Origin of the sequence: Jiangella aurantiaca (assembly GCF_004349105.1) — a bacterium.
Lineage (GTDB): Bacteria > Actinomycetota > Actinomycetes > Jiangellales > Jiangellaceae > Jiangella > Jiangella aurantiaca.
Genome location: NZ_SMLB01000006.1, coordinates 46,414 through 68,053, shown reverse-complemented (window position 1 = coordinate 68,053; position 21,640 = coordinate 46,414). Strand labels below are relative to the sequence as shown.

Here is a 21,640-nt window from a genome sequence, read left to right as displayed (position 1 = left end):
GACCGGATCAGCCCTCGAACAGCCGCATGATCTGGTCGTCGGTCATGCGCGTGTTGGACCAGAAGCTGTCGGGCAAGTCGGGCCGGACGTACTCCTCCAGGTTGTCGGCGGTGATGAGCGACGGCTCGATGATCTGGTCCTGCTCGACCTCCTCGCCGGCCAGCGCCTCCATCGCGACGTCCAGCGCCTGCGCCGTCAGCCACGTGGGCTTGGACACGCCGATGGAGTCGAACCCGGCGTCGCCCGCCGCGATGAGCTCCGTCCACTTCTTCAGCAGCGCGTTGCTGTCCTCGCCAGTCATCGGCACGAGCTGGTGACCGGCGGCCTCGAACGCCTCGATGGCACCCATGGTCATGGAACCGCCCTGCGACCACACGCCGTCGACGTCGGGATGCGCGGCGAGCAGGCTGTCGACAGTGGTCCGCGCAGCGGCCTGGTCCCAGTCGGCGTTCGCCGTCGCGACGATCTCGATGCCCGGGTTCTGGTCGAACACCTCCTTGGCGCCGGCGAACCGGGCCTCGCTGGTCGGGTTGCCGGCCAGCCCGTTGAGGACGAAGATGCTGCCTTGGCCGCCCAGCTTCTCGACCAGCCATTCGGCGCCGGCGCGGCCGAACTCGTGGTCGTCGACGTTGACCATCGCCGTGTACACGGGCTCGGCTGCCGGGTTGCCGGCCAGGACCACCCTGATGCCGGCGTCTTCGGCGCGCCTGATCACCGGCACGACGGCGTCCGGCGAAATCGGGGTGAGGACGATCGCGTCCACGCCTTGCGCCATCATCGACTCGACGTTGGAGATCTGGCGCTGCACGTCGTTGTCCGACTGCGTGTAGATGACGTCGTCGATCGTGTCGTACTGCTCAGCGGCGGCTTCGAATTCGGCCTGGAGCTGCTGCGACCAGCTGTTGCCCAGCCAGTAGGCGTCGAACCCGATGACGAAACTCTCGTCGCCGCCCGTCGTGGACGACTCGTCCCCGGAGGACCCGCAGGCGGCCGCGGCCGCTGCGACGGTGAGCGCGATGATCGGTGCGGCGATGCGCTGGAGTCGGTTCATGCCGGACACGATGCAACTTGACCGGTCAACCTGTCAATATAGACGGACCAGGTTTCACGTCCCGGTAACGTACCGGCGGATCCGTGTCGAGAGGGGCCATTCGTGAGGACATCGCTGTACACCTTCCCGTCCGACCTGGTCGACGAGGGTGTGGACCACGTCGTCGAGACAATGACGAAGCTCGGCGTCGACGAACTGACGGTGGCGCTGGCCTACCACCGGGCCCGGGACTTCTGCCCCCGCCGTCGTGACGGCCGGCTGGTCTACCGCGACGACGGCGTGTTCCTCGACCCGGACCCGGAGCTCTGGGCTGCGTCGCGACTGGTTCCGCCGCTGCAGCCGGAACTGGAACGTGCTGCGGTGAAGGCTCTGCTGAGCTCGGGGGTCCCGGTCTCCGGCTGGACGGTGTTCCTGCACAACTCGACGCTCGGCACGGCCCACCCCGAGGTCACGATGCAGACGGCGTTCGGCGACCGGCTGCGGTCCAACCTCTGCCCGGCGCACCCCGACGTTGCGTCGTACGCCGCGGCGCTGGCCAGCACGGTCACCGGCGCCGGCGTACCGGTGGTCGCCGAGGCGCTCGGTTTCCTGCCGTTCACCCACGGCGACCACCACGAGCGCTACTTCGCCGACCTGCCCGCCGCTGAACGGATCCTGCTCGGAATCTGCTTCTGTGACCGGTGCCGCAGGGGCATGGGAAGCGCCGGGGCAGACCCCGACCGGCTCGCCACCGCCGTCCGCACGCACGTGGACGCGGTGGTGGCGCATGAGCGGCCGGGCTCCCCCACCCGCCTGGACGCACTCTGCGACGTCGTAGGCGCCGACCTCGAACGGGCTGTCGCCGCACGCATCGCCATCGTCACCGACCTGGTCCATCATGTCCGGTCCGCCGTCCAGCGGGGCGGCGGATCGCTGATCTTCCTCGACCTCACCGGTGCCGCCCTCGGCTACGACGACGGACGACCCGAGGGCCCCGCCGCCGCCGCCCAGGCCTGGCAGCTCGGCATCGACCCCGCCGCCCTCGCCGGCGCCGTCGATGGTTACGCCGTCCTCGCCTACGTCCGCGATCCACTCCGGTTCGAGGCCGACGTCCGCTCGTACGCCAGGACGCTGGGCGCACACGTCCCGCTACGCGTCGTGCTGCGCCCCGGCCCGCCCGACAGTCCGGACGCCGCCGACCTCACTGCCAAGCTGCAGGCAGCCGCCGCATGCGGCGCCGACGCGGTGGACTTCTACAACTACGGCATGGCGCCGGCAGCCGTGCTGGCCCGCATCGGCCAGGCGCTGTCCACTCCGGTGCGCCCCGCCCCCTGACCGGCGGAGCACCAAGGCGCGGCGCCAGCCAGGTGAACAACGGCCTGTGGGCATGCCGGGGTCGTGCACGCCGGCCGGCGGGTTCGTGCGCGCCGTCCCGTCCTCGCCTGGGCCATGGCCGCTGACCCAGTCACGGACACCCCTCGCCGTCGACGGCTGTGTACGAGGCAACGTGCACAAGGCGCATCCCGCGAGGTCATCGAGCCAGGTCAAGGGTGACCCGAAGGGTGAGTCCAGGTGGGCAAATCCCTCCTCGGACACTCTGGAATATACGCTTCACCAGCGGAAATGTTGGTGATGGTTCAACTAGCCTGATGGTCCGCGCGCCCTCTGCCGGTGAGCGCCCCTGCGGCAACCCCTGCAGGGTGGCTATTCCTCAGGTACGTTCTCGACGTCGCGTCGCGCGAGCCTTCCCATCGCTCGTATCCGGCCGCAGCGAGACGCCAGCTGTGCAGCGCCCGATCCTCGACACGAAGTCGGAGGCAACGTGATGCCTTGAACGGATCAATGTCAGGATGACCTGCGGACCGTCACGGACCCCAGGGGAGACTGATGGGACGTGCACCTGACTACCTGACCGTGGCGCGGTTCGACCTGCTGAAGTGGGTCACGGACGGGTGCGCCGACGGCGGGTACGACGGAACCTCGAGGTCTGGCTGTTCACGCCCGAGAAGCCGGCGATGCTCGATGCAGCGGCCGCCCGCGTGGCAGATGGGTCTGCCGACCTCTGCCGCGGCCTGCAACCTGATCGAGTGCCTCGGCGCGAAACGCGAGGTCTGAGCCTGAGTAGCCGGTCGCTCAAGAGCCCGGGGATGCCGCTATCTCTGCCAGCAGGCTCTTCATCCGGGCGATCTCGATGCTCTGGTCGGAGTCGATGTGCTGGGCGAGCTGGAACAGCGCGGACTCCTGGCCGCCTTCACCGCCGGAGAGCAGCTCGCCGACCATGACCAATGCGCCCTCGTGGTGGCGGATCATGTACAGAAGGAACAGCTCGTCGAAGTCCCGGCCGGTTGCGGCCTCCAGCCGGGCCAGGTCAGCGTCGGTGAGCATGCCGGGCATCGACTGGCCATCCTCGCCGTGCTGACCGTGCTGACCGTGCTGACCGTGCTCGCCGGACGCGTCGGGGACGTCCTCGCCCCGGTTTACCAGCCACTCTTCCAGCAGGGCGATCTCGTCGCGCTGGGAGACGTCCATGCGCTCGGCCATCAGGGAGAGGTCGTCGCTACCGGCGCGGTCTGCCACGAGGTCGGTCATGACCAACGCCTGCGCGTGATGCTGGATCATGCCATGGACGAAAGCGACGTCCGCATCGGTGTGCTCGGGCTGGTCCAGCCCAGAGACCTCGCCGTCGGTGAGCGGTGTGCCCGTCTCGCCCGGCGCGCCGAGCTGGACGACCGGAGGTGGGTCCGCCTCGTCGTCGGACGTACACCCCGCGGCGACGCCGACCGCCAGCACGGCGATGAGCGTTCGGCGAGCGATCAACATCGACAGTGATCTCCCCAAATGTCTGGAATCAGAGAATAGTAGGCCTTCGCAGCTTATGCCCGGATCGGTACTTCGGAGGTGGAGAGCCCGTGGCAATGAAGCCAGCAGTTCCCACACGGAAACCGCGCATCAGGCGCCGCCGCAGCGTCATGGTCATCGGGGCCATGGTCCTGCTCGGCGGCCTTCTCCCCGCGGCGGCTTCCGCGCAGGACGACGACCCTCGGGTCGGCCTCGAGCCGGGGTATTTCCCCTGGTCAGAAGCCAGCAGCAACCTTGACCTGCTCGACAACGACCCGCGGGTAGCACCGTTCGACGCCCCGCCGGGCAACTTCGGGTTCGTCAACTCCGACCTGGCATTCACCGGCGACCACGCGATCGTCGGCAGCTTCAACGGCTTCCAGATCTACGACATCTCCGACCAGACCAACCCGGTCCTGCGCAGCTCGTTCGTCTGCCCGGGCGGCCAGGGTGACCCTTCGGTGTTCGGAGACCTGCTCTTCATCTCGGTCGAGGAGACGCGTGGGCGCATCGACTGCGGCACGCAGGGCGCACCCGGCGCGGTGAACCCGGAGCGGTTCCGCGGCGTGCGCATCTTCGACATCAGTGACCTCGACAACCCGGTCCAGCTGCCTGGCGTGCAGCTCTGCCGCGGCTCGCACACCCACACGCTGGTCACCGACCCGGACGACCCGCACAACCTCTACATCTACAACTCGGGCACCGCAGGGGTGCGGTCGCCGCTGGAGCTGCCGGGGTGCGAGAACGCTGCTCTCACTCAGGCACCGGTGACCAGCGGCAACCCGACGCAGTGGCGCATCGACGTCATCAAGGTCCCGTTGGACGCTCCCGAAGAGGCCGAGGTCGTCAGCCAACCGCGGATCTTCACCGACCCCGCCACGGGCGCCTTCAACGGCCTGCAGAACACCCTTCCTGGCGCTCTGCACCCGTCCGGTACGCCCTACTCACCGCTGCCCAACACCAACACCTGCCACGACGTCAGCGCGTTCCCGGAGGTCGGGCTGCTCGCCGCCGCCTGCCAGGGCAACGGCATCCTGCTGGACATCTCCGACCCAGTGCACCCGGTGCGCCTGGACGCGGTCTCCGACCCGAACTTCTCCTACTGGCACTCGGCCCAGTTCAGCAACGACGGCACCAAGGTCATGTTCACCGACGAGTGGGGTGGCGGCACCGCCGCCCGCTGCCGGGTGACCGACCTGCCGGAGTGGGGTGCCGACGCACTGTTCGACATCGTCGACGGGAAGATGGAGTTCGCGAGCTACTACAAGATGCCCGCGGCGCAGACGTCGCAGGAGAACTGCGTGGCGCACAACTCGTCCGTCATCCCAGTCCCCAATCGCGACATCTACGTACAGGCCTGGTACCAGGGCGGCATCTCGGTCGTCGACTTCACCGATACCGCGAACCCGGTCGAGATCGCCTTCTTCGACCGTGGCCCGATCAATTCCCCGAACCCTTCTGGGCTCAATCTCGGTGGCTTGTGGTCGACCTACTGGTACAACGGCTACATCTACGGCACCGAGATCGCCCGTGGCTTCGACACGTACGGGCTGTTGGCGAACGAGCAGCTGACCGCGAACGAAATCGAGGCGGCCTCCGAGGTACAGCTGGACCAGTTCAACTCCCAGCTGATGTCCGAGCTGGTCGCGGCGCCGAGCTTCGCCGTGGTGCTTGCCAACCTCGACCAGGTGGTCCGGGCCGCCGACATCGATGCCAAGACCGCCGACAAGGTCCGACAGGCTGTTGACAAGGCCGAGAAGCTGGCCGACAAGGGAGAGACCGCTTCGGCGTTGAATCAGCTGAACAACGCCGTCAGCCGAGTCGACGACTCTGCCGGCCAGGCCACGCTCAAGGAAGCGCTGCTGGATCTGATCGACGCGCTCAGCTGAATCACCGGACCCACCGGCAGACGCGGCGCGCCAGGCATCACGCCTGGCGCGCCGCACCTGCCGCACGCACTCAGGCCTGGCAGGATCGGCCGGACGCCCGGCGCCGGCGGGCCGCGCGCCTGCCTGATGAGAGCGCAGGGCGGCTGCGGCGTCCTGCTCGGCGGCGTCGCCCAGGCGAAGGTCGTGATCATCGGTGCGGGCGCCTCGGGCCAGAACGCCGCCAACATCGCCTTCGGCATGGGCGCCGACGTGACGCTCCTCGACACCGACCTCGACAAGCTGCGGATGTCCTTCTGACGCTACGACACCCGCGTGCACGGCCTCACCTCGTCGAAGCTCGCCATCGAGGAACAGGTCAAGAAGGCCCACCTCGTCATCGGCGCCGCGCTGATCCCCGGAGCGGCCGCGCCAAAGCTGGTGAGCAACGAGTTGGTCGCACGGATGAAGCCGAGATCCGTGCTCGTCTACATCGCGATCGAGGGTGTTCGACGTGCGGAGTGGGACGTGCACGCGACGGTACCGGCGGGCAGCCGTGACGTAGGCCAAGGCGACGAGCCCACGAGCACGGCGGCCCGCTCCGCCTACTCCGCCAGGAACCGCGTCGCCACGGCCGTCGCCACCGCCAGCGCCAGGCACGTCCGCCGCCAAGCCAGCAGCGTCCGCCCCGGTTGGAGCCCGGGATCGCCGCCCGCCACCGACAGATCATCGGAGAAGGCCGGGTATCCCGCGACTCCGAGCCGACCCTCTCCACGGCCAAGGGCGTACCCGGGCCTGGTTGCCGTATGCGGCCGCCCATTCATCGGCACGCTGACGGCGGAGACGACCCATCCGACATCGCACCGGTTGTCCATCCCAGATCGTCAACATCAGCGACGACCCATCGTCACCGACCAATGGCGGCGGACACCTCGCTAGACCGTTTGTTCACTTCGGGTGCTCTGCAGCGCCTGCAGGAACCGCAGGACGGCGGTGGCGCCGCCGTCGGGGACGCCGAGGCCGCGCTCGCCGACCCAGGCGGCGCGGCCGCGCGCCGGAACCATGGTGGTCGTGGCCTCGACGCCGGCGCTCGCGGTGGCGACGAGCTCGGCGAGGGGCACGGACGGCGACGCCGCCAGCGCGTCGCCCAGCGGGACGAGGACGTCGAGGACGGTGCGCTCGCCCGGCGCGGAGCCGCCGCGTTCGGCGATGGTCGACGTCGCGGCGGCGACGAGCGCGCGTACCGTGGCCGGGTCGAACGCGACGGCGTCACCGGTGGCCCGTGCGGCCGCCACCAGCCCGCCGCCGACCAGCGCGGCGAACGACGACGGGTTGCCGCGCGCGAATGCGGCGCCGGCCGCGCGCAGCACGCCGGCCACGTCGGCGTCGGGGCCGACTCCGCGCACCGCGGCGGCCACTCCGGCGGCACCGGCCGCGACCGTGACCCCGAGGTCGCCGTCACCGGCGGCGGCGTCCAGCTCGGTGAGCTCGTCCTTGGCGTCGGCCATCCGGTCGCAGGCGGCCGCGATCCAGGCGGCGGTGTCGGCAGCACGCATCACAACCCCCTCGGGACGAGCGGGGAGTCGGCCGGGGCGTCGAGCAGGGCGGTGAGCTCGTTGTCCAGGGCGAGGACGCTGATGGAGGCGCCGGCCATCTCCATGCTGGTGGCGAACTCACCGACCAGCGTGCGGTGCACCTCGACGTCCAGCGCGGCCAGACGGTGGTGCACCCGCCGCGCAAGGATGTACAGCTCCTCCGGCGACGTGGCGCCCAGCCCGTTGATCAGGACGGCCACCCGCGATCCCGCGACCAGGCCGAGCTCGGCCGCCACGCTGTCGAGCAGGTCGTCGGCGACGTCGTCGGCGGGACGCAACGGTCCCCGGACCCGGCCCGGCTCGCCGTGGATGCCGATGCCGATCTCCATCTCGTCGGCGCCGATCTCGAACGACGGCCGGCCGGTCGTCGGCAGGACGGTGGCGGACAGGCCGACGCCCATGGTGCGGGTTGCGGCGATGGTCCGCTCCGCGACGGCGACGACGTCCTCGAGCGCGTCGCCGCGTGCCGCGGCCGCGCCAACGCAGGAGTAGGCGAACACGATGCCGGCGACGCCGCGACGGTCGCCGGCCCGCTCCGGCGGCGCCGAGGCGACGTCGTCAGCGGCACGGACGATGCGCACCGTGCGCCCCTCGGCCTCGGCGAGGTCGGCGGCCAGCTCGAAGTTCAGCCGGTCGCCGGTGTAGTTGCCGATCAGCACGAGGACGCCGGCGCCGCTGTCGGCGGCCCGGATGGCGGCCAGCGCGGCGTCGGAAGACTGTGCCGAGAACACGTTCCCGACAGCGACCGCGCTGGCCAGGCCGGGTCCGACGTAGCCGAGGAAGAGCGGGAGATGACCCGAGCCGCCACCGGTCACGATGCCCACCTGGCCGGCGGGCGTGCCGCCGCTGCGGACCAGCACGCGCGGGTTCTGCTCGTCGGCCGCGAAGTGTCCGGGGTGCGCCAGCAGCAGCCCTTCCAGGGCCTCGTCGACAAAGTCGGCCGGGTCGTTCAGCAGCTTCTTGATGATCAGACCTTCTCTCGGTGCGGCGGCTCCGCGCAGGACGAGCGGATCCGGAACTCGGTGGGCAGGACGACCTCGCGCGGCACGACGGCGGCGCCGGAGAGCATGGCCAGCAGCGTGCGGCCGGCCTCGACCCCGATCTCGTACGCCGGCTGCGCGATGGCGGTGATCGGCGGGTCGACGAACGGGAACAGGTCCATGTCGTCGAACGTCACGAGCGAGATGTCGCGCGGCACCGTGACGCCCCGCTCACGCAGGGCCCGCAGGGCGCCGACGGCGCTGAGGTTGTTGAAGGAGAACACGGCGGTCGGCCGCTCGGGGAGGTCGAGCAGGTCGCGCATCGCCCGGACGCCGCCCTCGACGCCGAGGTGGCCCTCGCGGACGCACTCGCGGCGTACGGTGAGCCCGTGCTCGGCGCACGCCGCCCGGAACCCGCGCAGCCGGGCCGACGCCGTCGGCAACCAGGACGGACCGGAGATCATCGCGAGGTCGCGGTGACCCAGTTCGATGAGGTGGCCGACCGCCTGCCGCGCCGCCGTCTCGTTGTCGGTGCGCACCAGCGGCGCCGCGGTGTCGCCGTCGGGCCGCCGGTCGATGTAGACGACCGGCAGCCCGGTGCGGGCCAGCCGCGCCATGGCCGGCGTCGAGCCGCGCGCCGACACCAGCGCGACGGCGTCGACCGTCTTGGCCGCGAAGGAGTCCAGCAGCCGGGTCTCGCGCTCCAGCTCGAAGTCGGAACTGCCGACCAGCACCTGGTAGCCGAGCCGGGCCGCCTCGTCCTCGAGGCCGCGGGCCACCTGGGCGGCGAACGGGTTGCCGATGTCGGAGACCAGCAGGCCGAGCATGTTCGTCCGCCCCCGCGACAGGCTGCGTGCGACATCGTTGGGCACGTAGTTCAGCTCGTCGACGGCTTGGCGCACCCGCTCGGTGAGCTCGGGGCTCACCGTGATGCGCCCGGACAGGACCCGCGCGACGGTCGCGGTGGACACGCCCGCGTGCTCTGCCACTTGCCGGATGCTGGCCATGGGACCTCCAGTACCTGCCGTGAGCGGGACCGTCCGGCCCGATGATCACCGGATCGTACCGGCGCACCGGACCGGGCCGGCTCGCTCAGACGACCGCGACCCCGGCCGCCGTCAGCGCCGTCGCGATGGCCTCGCGCTCGGCATCGCCGACGGGGGTCAGCGGGCTCGCGCCGAGGCCGCCGTCGCGGCCCTGCAGCCGCAGCGCCGCCTTGATGCGGACGGTCATGTTGGGCCCGTCGATGGATCGCCAGACCGGCAGCAGCTTGTTGTGGATCGCCAGCGCCGTCCGGTGGTCGCCGGCCTGGACGGCGTCCCACTGCGCCACGGCCAGCTCGGGCACCACAGTCAACGTGGCGCTGATGGCGCCCTTCGCGCCGAGCAGGTACGCGGGGTACAGCAGGTCGTCGACGGCGGTCAGGACGGTGCCGCCCGCGGGGTCGGCGTGCAGGAGGTCGGCGAGCTGGTGGATGTTGCCGCCGGACTGCTTGACGGCGACGACGGACGGGATCTCGTTCAGCACCCGCAGGACCGTCGGCGCCGGGATGAGCGCGTACGGGATGACGTTGTAGACGACGATCGGCAGCCCGGTGGCCTCGGCGATGCGCCGGTAGTAGTCGACGGTGGTCGCCTCGTCGGGCTGGAAGAGGTAGTGGACCGGGGTGACCTGCAGCGCGTCGACACCGGTCTCCTTGAGCGCCAGCCCGTAGCGGATGACCTCGGCGGTGGAATCGCGGATGATGCCGGCGATGACGGGCACCGCTCCAGCCGCCTCCTCGACCGCGGCCCGGGCGACGGCCACCGATGCCTCGGCCGACAGCATCTGGCCGTCACCGGTGCTGCCCGTGACGCACAGTCCCGGCACACCGGCGTCGAGGTGGTGACGCACCTCGGCGCGCAGCAGGTCGACGTCGACGTTCTCGTCGCTGTCGAACGGCGTGACCAGCGGCGGGATGACGCCGTGGAGATTCAACGACATGGAGGCGGGTCCTCTCGTCGAGCATGGATCAGAGCGATGAATGTCACCGGTGACATCGCTGCCATGGTCACCGGGAAGCACGGCACTTGTCAATGCCACAGGCGCAGTATTCGTCGTGACCTGCTATTTCACTGATATGACGAGGGTGGCGGCCGCTCGACCGTCCGGACCACTCCCTCGGGCCGGCCTTGACAGATCGCCGCCATGGCTTCAAAGTCGTGTCACCGGTGACATCTGCCGTCCACGAGACGGAGACCTGAATTCGGGGCGTGCCGTACGTCGCCGCCCTCGCCGTTCACCCGAGCATCGGAGTCACACGATGAGCAGACTGACCCGGTCCGCCTGCGCACTGGCGCTCAGCGGCACCGTGGTCCTGATCGCGGCCGCATGCAGTCCGCCCAGCCCGCAGGTCGGCAACAACAACCCGACGTCGGAGAGCGGGCCGATCGAGCTTCGGTTCTGGACCAATCTCACCGTCGACGCGCAGGCCGGCGTCATCGAGGAGCAGGCGCGCTCGTGCGTGGCAGAGCTGGACGACGTCAGCATCGAGTTCGAGGCGGTGCCGTTCGACAGCATGTACGCCCGCATGGTCACGGCGTTCCGCGGCGGCCAGGGACCGGACATCATGAACACCATCGAAGGGGCCATCTCCTTCGGCGAGGCCGGCGGCTACCTCACTCCGGTCGACGACGTCATCGACGAGCACGGCCGCTACGACTTCATCGCGTCGTTCCTGCACGCGGCCACCAAGGACGACCACGTGTGGGGTGTGCCGGACTGGGCGCTGCACCAGGAGGTCTGGTACCGCAAGGATCTGTTCGAAGCCGCCGGCGTCGAGGTCCCGACGTCGTGGGACGAACTGCTGGACGTGGCCCGGGCGGTCGATCGTGTCGACGGCGAGACCCGCGGGTTCGCCGTGCCGCTGGGCTCGGCGCTGGTGGCGCCGCAGACGTACTACCAGTTCCTCTACGCCAACGGCGTGTACACGTTCGACCCTGACACCGGCGAGTACGCCTTCGACCGCGACCGCGAGGCGGCCGTCGAGGCGACCCAGTACATGCTCGATCTCTATGACGCGGCCTCGCCGCCGGAGGCGCGGACCTGGGGCTGGAACGAGTTCCGCACCGCGTTCGCCGACGGCGACCTGGCGATGGTCATGGACTTCGGCGCCGTGGTCGGCATGGCCGCCGAGCAGAACCCTGACCTGCTCGACGAGATCAGCTCCTTCCCGCTGCCCACGCCGGAGACCGGTGACGAGCCCGGCGGGATCCTCGGCGGCGGCTACTACTACATGATCGGCGCCAGCAACCCGCGCCGCGAGGCCGCCGCGAAGGACGTCGTCGGCTGCCTGCTGCAGCCCGAGCTGGTGGCAGAGCGCACGAACACCCGGCCGGTCTTCGCGCTGCCTGCGACACAGAGCGCCGCGGACTCGCCGACCTACCGGTCCCACCCGATGGTCCAGCGGTTCGCGGCCGAGATCGAGACCATCCGCGAGGTCGAGCTCCCGCGCTGGTACCGCTACGGCATGGAGGCCGGTCTGAACCCGCTGGCCGGCCAGATCGAGGCGACCACGTTCATCGGCGACCATCTGCAGTCCGCCGCCGCCGGGCGCATCACCGCGGCCGAGGCCGTCGACGCCATCGACGCCGACCTGCGCCGTCTCGTCCGCCAGCAATGACCCGATCCGACCTCCGCCACGAGGAGACGCCCATGACGACGACGTCGACGGCACCGCCGGCGCGCGCCGTGCCTCGCAGGCAGCGGCGGCACGGCTCGATCCGGGCCCGGGAGCGACGCCTCGGCATCATGTTCGCGCTGCCGGCGACACTGCTCTTCCTCGCCGTGCTGGCCTACCCGATCTTCGAGAACATCCGCACGACCTTCTTCTCCGTCGACCTGCTCACCGGCCGCACCGAGTACGTCGGGCTGGCCAACCTGCGCGAGTTGGCCGGCGACGAGACGCTGCGCAGCACCGTCGGGCGCACCCTGCTCTGGACCGTCGCCTGCCTGGCCGGGCAGCTGGGCCTGGGCCTGCTGGCGGCGCTGCTGATCGACCAGCCGTGGAAGGGCATGCGCTGGATCCGCCAGTTGCTCCTGCTGCCCTACGTCGTGCCGGTCATCGCCAGCGCGCTCATCTGGACGTGGATGCTCGACGGCAGCTACGGCATCCTCGGCTCGGGCTTGCAGAGTCTCGGCGTCGTGCCCGACGGCACCAGCCCGCTGGGCATGGAGTCGGCGTCGTTGTGGACGGTCATCGTCATCAACGTCTGGCGCGGGTTCCCGTTCGCGATGCTGGTCTTCTGGGCCTCCCTGCAGGGCATCGACCAGCAGCAGTACGAGGCCGCGAAGGTCGACGGCGCCGGGCCGCTGCGCGAGTTCTGGAGCATCACGCTGCCGAACCTGCGCGGCGCGGTGATCGCGCTGGTCGCGCTGCGTGGCATCTGGACGCTCATGTACTTCGAGCTGATCTGGCTGACCACCCGCGGCGGACCGGTCAACTCCAGCGACATCATCCCCACCTACATCTACAAGATCGTCATGGGCGAGTTCCGGCTCGGCTACGCGGCCGCGGTCGCCACCGTCACCGGCCTGACGCTGTTCGCGCTGGCCGCGGTCGTCGTGGTCGTCCGCAAGCTTCGGAGGGCCGCATGAGCGCCACCACCACTGCCGGCAGCACCCTGACGACGACCGCGGGCCGCGTCTGGCGGGTCGTCGCCCTCGCCCTGATCGTGCTGTTCGCCTGCGGGCCGATCGTCTGGATGGTGCTGAGCTCGTTCCGGCCGCCGGCGGAGCTGTTCCAGAAGCCGCCGCAGGTGATGCCGCGCGGCTGGACCGGCCGGTGGTACGAGGAGGTTTTCGCCGGCAGCGACGTGCTGCGTTGGTTCGCCAACAGCTTCACCGTCTCGGTCGCGACCACGCTGATCGCGGTCACCATCGGCACGCTGGCCGCGTACGCGCTGACCCGGTTCGACTTCCCCGGCCGCCGAACGCTGCTGGGCAGCCTGGTCGTGGCGTACCTGTTCCCGGCGATCCTGCTGCTGGTGCCGGTGTATCTCATGCTCTCGGTGCTCGGGCTGGTCGGCAACCTCAGCGGCCTCGTCGTCGCGCACCTGGCCACGACGCTGCCGCTGGCGATCTGGCTGATGAAGTCGTTCGTCGAGTCAGTGCCGCGTGAGCTGGAGGAGGCCGCGCTTGTCGACGGCTGCAGCCAGCTGCGGGCGTTCGCGCTGATCACCGTGCCGTTGCTGCGGACCGGCCTGGCCACGACCGCGCTGTTCGTGTTCATCCTGTCCTGGGACGAGTACCTGTTCGCCAGCGTGCTCACCCAGGGCGACACCATGACCGTGCCGGTGGCCATCGCCGGCTACGTGACGTCGTTCGACATCCGCTGGGGCGCCATCATGGCGCTCGGCACCCTGGTGACGCTGCCGATCGTCGTGATCTTCTCGCTGCTGCAGCGGCTGTTCGAGAAGGGCATCACGTCGGGGAGTGTGAAGGGATGACGACTGGAGAGGACGCTCGCATGACCGACCCCACGTCCGCCCTGGACGCCGACGTCGTCGTGGCCGGCGCCGGATCGGCCGGCGTCGCGGCCGCGGTCGCCGCCGCGGAGTCCGGCGCCCGCACCGTACTGGCGGAGGCCTCCGGCCACGTCGGCGGCACGCTGGCCTGGCAGCTGCTGGAGCACAGCGCCGGCTTCCACGACGTCCGCGGCGACCAGGTGGTCGGCGGCGTCGGCCAGCGCATCGTCGACCGCCTGCGCCAGTACGGCGGCACCCCGGGTCACATCCCGGACGACGTCGGCTATACCGCCACCCGCACGCCGGTGAACCACGCCGAGCTGGCGATGGCCGAGGCGACACTGCTGGCCGACGCCGGGGTCCAGGTGCTGCTGCACTGCCCGGTGGTCGCAGTGGACACTGACGGGCGCCGGGTCCGCGGCCTCGACGTCGAGGCGCCCGACGGGCGGCGGCGCATCACCGCGCGGATGTTCGTCGATGCCAGCGGCGACGCGGTGCTGGCCGCGCTGGCCGGCGCGGCGGTACACGACGACGTGCCGCACCGGCAGCCGGCGTCACTGCTGCTCAAGCTCGGCGGCGTCGACTTCGCGGCGCTGCTCGCCTACGCCGCGGATCACCCGGACGACCTGCGGCCGGGCAACGCCGTCGGGTCGCCGGACGACGAGTGCGTCAACCTGTGGGGCTTCGGGACGCTGCTCGAGACCGGCCACCGCCAGGGCCTGCTGGAGCTGCGCCGCACCGAGTTGCACCTGGCCGGCTGGCCGCGGCGCGGCGAGGCCGTCCTCAACGTCACGCGGGTGCCGTGGCCCGGCGCCGGGCTCGACGCCGGCGCGGCGTACCTGCGGCTGTCGACACAGGTCCTCGAGGTCGTGCGCTGGTTCCGGCGGCTGGTGCCGGGCGGCCGCGACGCCTACCTCGCAGCGGTGGCCGACCGGCTGGGCGTGCGCGAGTCGCGCCGCGTCGTCGGACTGGCCACGCTCACCCGCGACGACGTCGTGTCGGGGCGCCGTCACCCCGACAGCATCGGCACCGGCGCGTTCCCGATCGACATCCACGACGCGAACGCACCCGGACTGGAGCACGCCGACACCATCGCCTCGTCCTACGACCTCCCCTTCGGCTGCCTCGTGCCGCGCGACCTCGACAACGTGCTGGTGGCCGGCCGGTGCGTGTCGTCGACCCACGAGGGCAACGGCTCGGTGCGCATCACCGGCACCTGCTTCGCGACCGGCGAGGCCGCCGGTGTCGCGGCGGCGCTGGCCGCAGACGGCGGCACGACGGTCGCGGCGCTCGACGTGCCGCAGCTGCAAGACCGGCTGCGCCGCCGCGGGGTGCTCGGCGCACGCGACGGCGTCACCGTGCGGGCAGCAGCGCCTCGAAGCCGGCCAACAGCGTCGTCAGCGTGAAGTCGAGGCGAGACTCCATGGACACCGGACCGTCGGCCAGGGCCTCGGCGAGAACTCGGGTGAGCCGTGCGTCTCCTGTCCCCCCGTTAGCCAAGGCATCGGAGCAGACCATGAGACTGACCCGGCGCAGCCGCGCGGTCGCGCTCAGCGGAACCATGGTCCAGATCACAGCCAGGCGCAGACGGCCGAGTCACACCCACTGGGCTGCGTCGTCGGGCGCGTCGTACCGCTGTGGCCTTCAGCGCGCTTCCGTCCACCTGTGCGGTGCCGGCCTCGTCTGATCACCGTCCCAAACGCATCCCAAGCCTCCAATGACGAAGGGATCACCATGCGTACGAAGTTCATTTTGGCCGCCGCGGCCTGTCTGCTGTTGTCGGCTTGTGCCGATACGGCAACGGGCGGAAGCGGTGCCGGCGGGGAGTCGGACTTCCCGACCAAACCGATCACGGCCGTTGTGGCCTGGAGTGCCGGCGGCGGCACCGACGTGATGATGCGGGCCTTCGCACAGACAGCTGAGGACCACCTCGGGAGGCCCATCAACGTCGTGAACAAGCCCGGCAGCTCCGGCGCGGTCGGCTGGGGCGAGATCGCGCACGCGACGCAACCGGACGGTTACACGCTCACGATGGTGTCGCCTGAGATCGGGTTCCTGGACGAACAGGGGCTGTACGACTTCGGCCTGGACGACTTCACACTCATCACGCTGCTCAACGAGGATCCCGCGGCGCTCGCCGTGCGGGCGGACGCGCCCTGGGACACCTTCGAGGAGTTCATCGCCGACGCGAAGGCGGATCCTGGAGCGATCTCGGTCGGCAACTCCGGGCCAGGTCTCGCGTGGGACCTCGCCACGACCGCGATCGAACGGGCCGCCGACATCGAGCTGACTCACGTGCCGTACGACGGAGCCGCGTCGGCTACCCAGGCGGTGCTCGGCGGAACACTCGACGCGATGGCGTTCTCCGTCGGTGAGGTCCATCCTCAGGTCGAGGCCGGCGAGATGAAGCTACTCGGTGTTGCCCTGGCCGAACGACTCGAGGCGCTGCCGAACGTGCCGACCTTCGTCGAGCAGGGCTACGACGTGGAGATCGGTACGTTCCGGGGGATCGCTGGGCCGGCCGGCATGGACCCGGAGATCGTGGCGACACTCAACGACGCGTTCGTGGAGATGGCTGAGGAGGACACGTTCGCCGACGTCATGGAGAACAACAGCTTCGGCATTCGGGTGATGGAGACCGCAGAGTTCCAGGCGTTCTTCGAGGACGCCCGTGACCTTTACGTCGACCTGCTGCGTGAGAGCGAGTAGCCCATGGCCGGAGACATTGGTCGAGGGACCCCCGAGCAGCCGGCCGCCGTGGTTCGTGCCGACGCGGCCGGCCGACCGCTGACGGTGCCGCTGGGCATGGCGGTCCTGCTACTCGGTGCCGCGGTGGCCATCGCTGTCGACGTGCGCGGATACCGGGAGGGAGCGGGTGGGGAGCCTGGTCCCGCCGCGATCCCGATCCTGGTCGCGCTTCTCTGCGCCGCGGCGGCGATCGCGCTCGTGTTCCAGACGCTGCGTTCCACAGCGCCCCCGGGCGAGGGCGCGCCATCGGTGTTTCCCGTCCGGGTTATCGCGACCGTGGCAACCTTGACCGCTGCGGGCCTGCTGTTGGAGCAGATCGGCTTCTTCGTCACCTTCACGGGTCTGGCGTTCGCCGGTGGCCTGCTGGCCGGGGCGCGCCGATGGTGGACGAGCCTCGGGGGCGCGGTGGTCATCACCTGGGTCGTGATGATCTTCTTCGGGCGGCTGTTCGCCGTCCCGCTGCCTGCGGGCCCGATCGACGTGTTCCTCGGAGGCTGACATGGAGATCTTCTCGTCCCTTCTCGGTGGCTTCGGGACACTGTTCTCCAGCCCTCACCTGATCGCTGCGCTCGCCGGTGCGGTGGTGGCCGGGATGGTCGTGGGGGCGCTGCCCGGGCTGACGGCCACGATGGCGATGGCCCTGTTCCTACCGTTCACGTTCTTGATGGAGCCGGCGACCGGTCTGGCCGTGCTCATGGGCGTCTTCGCCGGTGGCATCGCTGGCGGCTCGATTCCGGCGATCCTGCTGAACGTTCCGGGGACTCCGGCGTCGGCCGCCACCCTCCTCGACGGATATCCGATGACGCGCAAGGGCCGGGCCGGTGAGGCCCTGAGCATGGCCATGTTCGCGTCCGCGGTCGGCGGTCTCGTCTCGGCGTTGCTGATGAGTGTTCTCGCGCCGGTCATCGCCCGGTTCGCGCTCAACTTCCAGGCTCCCGAGTTCTTCGTGCTCGCGATCTATGGTTTGACAATCATCGCCGCGGTCGCGGGTAAGTCGCTGCTCAAGGGCTACATTGCCGGGTTGATCGGTCTCGTGGTCGGCATGGTCGGCCTCGACCCGATCGCTGGGCAGTTGCGGCTGACGTTCGGCTCGCAGGCGCTTTACGGCGGGATCTCCCTCATCCCGGTGCTCATCGGGGTGTTCGGCATCACCCAGGCGCTGGTCATGGTGCGCGAATCCAGCGGCGTCACGGAGCGGCCGCGGATCTCCGGTCGTACGCTCGTCTCGGCGGACGATCTGCGGTCGAGTTCCGGCACGCTGGTGCGGGGATCGCTCATCGGCAGCGGCATCGGAGCCATCCCGGGTACGGGAACCGACATCGGCGCCTTCCTCTCGTACTCCGAAGCGAGGCGCCGGCCGAAAGGCCGGATCCCGTTCGGCGAGGGCAACCCACAGGGCGTGGCTGCCTCGGAGTCGGCGAACAACGCCGTCGTCGGTGGGTCGATGATTCCGACGTTCACACTCGGCATTCCCGGTGAAGCCGGCACCGCGGTGCTTCTTGGTGGGCTCCTGATCCATGGGTTGATGCCGGGGCCGGACTTGTTCACCGGTAGCCAGTCGTCGCTGGTTTACACGATCTTCGCCAGCTTCATCGTCGCCAACGTCATGATCCTCCTGCTGGGGACGTTGGCGGCGCGGTTGTTCGTTCACGTCGTCCGGGTTCCCAACCAGGTTCTCGTCCCCGTGATCCTGTTGTTCTGCATGGTTGGCTCGTACGCGATCAACAACCGGATCGCCGACGTGTCCGTCACCATCGTCTTCGGGATCCTGGGCTACGTCATGGTCACCCACGAGTTCCCGGTGTCGCCGCTGGTGCTCGGGCTCATCCTCGGGCCGATGGCGGAAACGAACTTCCGCCGCGCCATGACCATCACCCACGGCGACTGGACCATCTTCTTCACCCGGCCGGCGTCTCTGGTCTTCTGGGCGCTCATCGTCCTCTCGCTCGTCTACGTCTGGCGCTCCGCTCGTCGGCGGCGCGTCCAGAAACCGGCGGAGTCTGAGGACGGCCCGCAGGCGGTCCGGCCGACCTGAACGTCCCGGCTGGCAGACGACGACTGTGGTCCATAGCCCCGAGCGGGCGGCTGGGCTGAGGAAGCGGTGGCGGCGAGTCGAGATCCGCCGCCGGGCAGCCTCGTGGGCGGCGGCTCGTCCTCGACGCCCCTGTCTTCCTCGAGCAGGGCCTCTTCGCCATCCTCGACGACGTCGCGGCTGAACCGGCGTCTCCAAGAGGCGGGGTCGTCGATCACATCGGCAGCAAGGAGCTGCTGGCGGAGATGCGCGCCGCGCAGACCAGCCTCTAGAAGCGGTCGAGGCTGCAGCCCGCCAGCTCCGGCGCGACGGCGCCGTCGACCAGCTTCCGCGCGACCAGGCGGCCCACGGCCGGGGCGAGCGTGACTGCGGAGTGCAGCACCGCCACGTAGAGGCCGGGCACCGCGGCGACCGGGCCGACGATCGGCTCGCCGTCGGCCGGCATGGGACGTACGCCGACCCGGGCGCTGAGCAGCTCGACGTCCGCGGCGCCGCGGGACGTGGACCGGACGGCGGCGAGCGTCCGTTCCGGCGAATCCGCGGCGGCGATCAGCCGGTCCGCGGCGACCTGCTGGGTCTCGTCGAGCCACGACGCGTAGAGCCGCTGCCCGTCGTCGCCAAGCGATGCGAACCGCGTCTTGGAGCCAGTGTGTTGCGAGGTCGGTTCCTCGGCTGCGGCGAGGAACTCCGCGACGTCCGGGTACTGGTCCAAGCCCGCGGCCGCACGCGCTTCTTGTACGCGGCCCAGGCCCGCCCAGGGGTGGCGGAAGTAGTCCTCATAGCGGGCGGGATTCTTCGCCACGATGGCCGTTGCCACGGAGTGTTCGAGGATCTGCCGCAGGAGCGGATGTGCGGCGTGCCCGTAGCCGTTGGCGAACAGTACGCCCACCGCCTCGGCGGCGTAGATGATGTGTTGCGTCCACGACCCGAGGGCGGGCAGCACCGCGCCGGCGTCGTCGTCGACCGCGGTCCAAGAGGCTGCCATGTCGAGCCACGCCGACCGGCACTCGTTCACCAGGCCGGTGAGGATCTCTACGGACCGCTGGTCATCCATTGGCGCTTCTCCTGTCCACGCCAAGTACGGACCGCCGCAAGGCCTGGGCACGGAAAGGCACGATGGCAAACGGCGTGTCGGCCGCCCCGCGGAGACGGCCGACGCAGGTGAATCAACTTCCCGACCGCGCCGGAATGCCCAATGATCCAGGCCTGTGGTGTCCGCCAGATCCGGGCACCAACTGGCCGTGACCCGGGATCATGGCTCAGGGACGGACGAGCACCACGTTGCCGAGAGATCGCTGACCGCTTGCGTCCGAGGGGCGGTTGAGGATGCCGTCCTCAGCTGTGGCCATGACGCTGGAGCCTCCACCGTCGAGGTTCATCGCTTCCTCGGCCCCGAGCAGGTGCATGAGCTCGGCAGCCGCCTCCACACTCAGGCCTTCGCTGACGCCGGCCTGCCGGCCGTCGACCACGACCAACATCAGCCGGCCTTCACCGTCCATGCCGATCATCGAGCGGGGGTTCGACCGTACCGCCCAGTTGTACGTGAACGTCTGGTCCGCACCCTCCCGGACCAGCCCGTCGGCATACCCGTTCACGAACACCTCGCCGTCGTCGACGAGCGTCGGCCCCACCTGAAGGATCGTGGTGTCGCGCGTCAGCGGCACCCGGCGGCCGCGGCTGTCGCGCACGTCCTCGACGATCCTCAACCGGTCGCCGACCGCGACGCCCGCCCGCAGCCGATCGGCAAGCTCGCCTGTGGCCTGCAACGTCGAGCCGCCCGCCGGGAACGTGGTGCCGCGAGTCTCGTGGACTGCGAGCACCGTGCCGCGGGCGTCGAGCACAGCCTCCACGCCCGGGCCTGCCGGCGTGGCAGGCCCCCAGTCCGGGGTGAACCGCACGAGCTCACTGTCGTCAGTGCACTTGAGGTCGTGCTGCGGATGTTCGGTCGGCTGGTCGCCGCCGAGGCCACCGCAGTTCCAGATCTCACCCGGCAACCGGTTCACCCCGTCGACCGGCATCGACGCGCCCCGGACGTGCACCGTGACGCTCGCCGTGTACGCGTCGACGTCCAGCCGCCGCCCGCCGCGCTCGATCCGAACCGCGCCGCGGCCTTGGGTGGCCGACCCGATCAGCTTCCCGTCCACGACGTAGAGCCCGCCGGGTGCCTTGTTGTAGAACCACTGTGCGTTCACGCCGGCAAGCGCTCCGGTGGCGTCGATGAGGTCCGTCAGCGTCTCGGTGCCGTTGAGGGCCGGACCGAAGTCGGTGTCGACCGTGCCGCTGAACTCGTCGAAGTCGATGCGCATGACGTGGACTCGCTGCGGGGCTCGCGGGTCCGTGCCGTCCTGCGCGGTGTAGCGGGTTCCACCGGTGAAGCCCGCGGCGCGGAGCCGGTTCAGCGTGCTACGCGCCTCGGCCTCGGTTGGGTACCGGCCCACCCGCACCGTCCAGCCGAGCAGCCCACCAGGGTAGTCGGCGAATTCCGGCCGTTCGACGGCCTGCAGCCGCGGCTCGAACCCCGCCGCGGCGACGGCGGCGAAGACCCGGTCGGCGATGGCCCGCTCACCCAGTGCCGTATTGGCGGTGGCCAGCGGGCCGTCGGGAGAGCCGGGCAGGTAGACATGCACCGTCCAGACGTCGTCAGCGTCCTTGCGGCCGAGCTCCAGCGCGGTGACGGTGACGCCAGGCGCGACCGTGGTCGTCACCGGCTCCGTGCTCAGCGGCAGACTCCCGCCGAACAACGAGGCCGCAGACGTCCCGCTGCCGGGACCATTGCCGGGGCCGGTGCCGGGCTCGGCGCCGGCCGCGAGCAAAGACGAGCCAAGTGCGACTGTCAGGGCGGACGCCGTCGCCACGGCAACTGTTCGAGTGCGCATACGGAACTCCTTCTCGGCAGGGACGGGGACCGGCACGGGCCCACAGGCCTACATATGCCTGCCAGAGCGAGGGGACGGTTACTCGAACAAGGCGGCTACTCGAACAGTGCGTTCTGAATTGATCCTCGCCGGGACCGACATGGTGGCCGCGAGAGCGATGCAGGCATTGCGC

17 protein-coding genes and 1 pseudogene are annotated in these 21,640 nt (G+C 70.2%); 10 read left to right on the top strand and 8 right to left on the bottom strand.

The features are described from left to right. Positions 1–7: 7 nt before the first annotated feature. Positions 8–1,051, bottom strand: coding sequence for an ABC transporter substrate-binding protein (locus E1262_RS06455; RefSeq protein WP_132102316.1), 1,044 nt, complete (start codon positions 1,049–1,051; stop codon positions 8–10). 102 nt (positions 1,052–1,153) lie between these two features. On the opposite strand from E1262_RS06455, the gene E1262_RS30210 reads away from it, so the two are divergent. Then, the gene (locus E1262_RS30210) at positions 1,154–2,365 is read left to right on the top strand and encodes a hypothetical protein (RefSeq protein WP_162605803.1); all 1,212 of its coding nucleotides are present in this window, start codon (positions 1,154–1,156) and stop codon (positions 2,363–2,365) included. A 798-nt stretch (positions 2,366–3,163) separates the two neighbouring features. Here E1262_RS30210 and E1262_RS06445 read toward each other — a convergent pair. Next, the gene (locus E1262_RS06445) at positions 3,164–3,967 is read right to left on the bottom strand and encodes a DUF305 domain-containing protein (protein ID WP_132102315.1); all 804 of its coding nucleotides are present in this window, start codon (positions 3,965–3,967) and stop codon (positions 3,164–3,166) included. A 47-nt stretch (positions 3,968–4,014) separates the two neighbouring features. Here E1262_RS06445 and E1262_RS06440 point away from each other — a divergent pair, with 47 nt between their 5' ends. Together E1262_RS06440 and E1262_RS31995 are read left to right on the top strand one after the other, a co-directional pair. Then, the gene (locus tag E1262_RS06440; RefSeq protein ID WP_203453627.1) at positions 4,015–5,757 is read left to right on the top strand and encodes a hypothetical protein; all 1,743 of its coding nucleotides are present in this window, start codon (positions 4,015–4,017) and stop codon (positions 5,755–5,757) included. 123 nt (positions 5,758–5,880) lie between these two features. Then, a pseudogene (locus E1262_RS31995) lies at positions 5,881–6,237 on the top strand (NAD(P)-dependent oxidoreductase); the annotation flags it as partial. A 431-nt stretch (positions 6,238–6,668) separates the two neighbouring features. Here E1262_RS31995 and E1262_RS06425 read toward each other — a convergent pair. From E1262_RS06425 to E1262_RS06410, 4 genes are all read right to left on the bottom strand, one after another. After that, complete coding sequence (locus tag E1262_RS06425; RefSeq protein ID WP_132102313.1) at positions 6,669–7,289, bottom strand: DAK2 domain-containing protein; 621 nt, start codon at positions 7,287–7,289, stop codon at positions 6,669–6,671. Continuing rightward, entirely contained in the window at positions 7,289–8,188 is a 900-nt protein-coding gene (locus tag E1262_RS06420) for a dihydroxyacetone kinase subunit DhaK (RefSeq protein WP_238992855.1), read from the bottom strand. Before E1262_RS06420 ends, E1262_RS06425 begins: the two co-directional genes overlap by 1 nt. A gap of 107 nt (positions 8,189–8,295) precedes the next feature. After that, entirely contained in the window at positions 8,296–9,297 is a 1,002-nt protein-coding gene (locus tag E1262_RS06415; RefSeq protein WP_162605802.1) for a substrate-binding domain-containing protein, read from the bottom strand. 103 nt (positions 9,298–9,400) lie between these two features. After that, positions 9,401–10,291, bottom strand: coding sequence for a dihydrodipicolinate synthase family protein (locus tag E1262_RS06410; RefSeq protein ID WP_132102310.1), 891 nt, complete (start codon positions 10,289–10,291; stop codon positions 9,401–9,403). 319 nt (positions 10,292–10,610) lie between these two features. On the opposite strand from E1262_RS06410, the gene E1262_RS06405 reads away from it, so the two are divergent. The 7 genes from E1262_RS06405 to E1262_RS06375 all read left to right on the top strand — a co-directional run bounded on the left by E1262_RS06405 (position 10,611) and on the right by E1262_RS06375 (position 18,595). After that, a complete protein-coding gene (locus E1262_RS06405) occupies positions 10,611–11,969 on the top strand; it encodes an ABC transporter substrate-binding protein (protein WP_162605801.1) in 1,359 nt (452 codons plus the stop codon). A 32-nt stretch (positions 11,970–12,001) separates the two neighbouring features. Further along, entirely contained in the window at positions 12,002–12,943 is a 942-nt protein-coding gene (locus E1262_RS06400) for a carbohydrate ABC transporter permease (RefSeq protein WP_162605800.1), read from the top strand. Next, positions 12,940–13,794, top strand: a complete 855-nt coding sequence (locus tag E1262_RS06395; RefSeq protein ID WP_132102307.1) for a carbohydrate ABC transporter permease — start codon at positions 12,940–12,942, stop codon at positions 13,792–13,794. The genes E1262_RS06400 and E1262_RS06395 overlap by 4 nt, the downstream gene beginning before the upstream one ends. Positions 13,795–13,814: 20 nt before the next feature. Continuing rightward, positions 13,815–15,218, top strand: a complete 1,404-nt coding sequence (locus E1262_RS06390; protein ID WP_162605799.1) for an FAD-dependent oxidoreductase — start codon at positions 13,815–13,817, stop codon at positions 15,216–15,218. A gap of 328 nt (positions 15,219–15,546) precedes the next feature. Continuing rightward, the gene (locus E1262_RS06385) at positions 15,547–16,521 is read left to right on the top strand and encodes a tripartite tricarboxylate transporter substrate-binding protein (protein WP_132102305.1); all 975 of its coding nucleotides are present in this window, start codon (positions 15,547–15,549) and stop codon (positions 16,519–16,521) included. Between the two features lie 48 nt (positions 16,522–16,569). Then, a complete protein-coding gene (locus E1262_RS06380; protein ID WP_162605797.1) occupies positions 16,570–17,058 on the top strand; it encodes a tripartite tricarboxylate transporter TctB family protein in 489 nt (162 codons plus the stop codon). A gap of 1 nt (position 17,059) precedes the next feature. Further along, positions 17,060–18,595, top strand: coding sequence for a tripartite tricarboxylate transporter permease (locus tag E1262_RS06375; protein ID WP_132102303.1), 1,536 nt, complete (start codon positions 17,060–17,062; stop codon positions 18,593–18,595). 265 nt (positions 18,596–18,860) lie between these two features. On the opposite strand, the gene E1262_RS06370 is transcribed toward E1262_RS06375, so the two are convergent. Together E1262_RS06370 and E1262_RS06365 are read right to left on the bottom strand one after the other, a co-directional pair. Then, positions 18,861–19,646, bottom strand: coding sequence for an FAD-dependent oxidoreductase (locus E1262_RS06370; RefSeq protein ID WP_132102302.1), 786 nt, complete (start codon positions 19,644–19,646; stop codon positions 18,861–18,863). Positions 19,647–19,851: 205 nt separating this feature from the next. After that, a complete protein-coding gene (locus E1262_RS06365) occupies positions 19,852–21,468 on the bottom strand; it encodes a phosphodiester glycosidase family protein (protein ID WP_132102301.1) in 1,617 nt (538 codons plus the stop codon). Positions 21,469–21,640 lie beyond the last annotated feature (172 nt).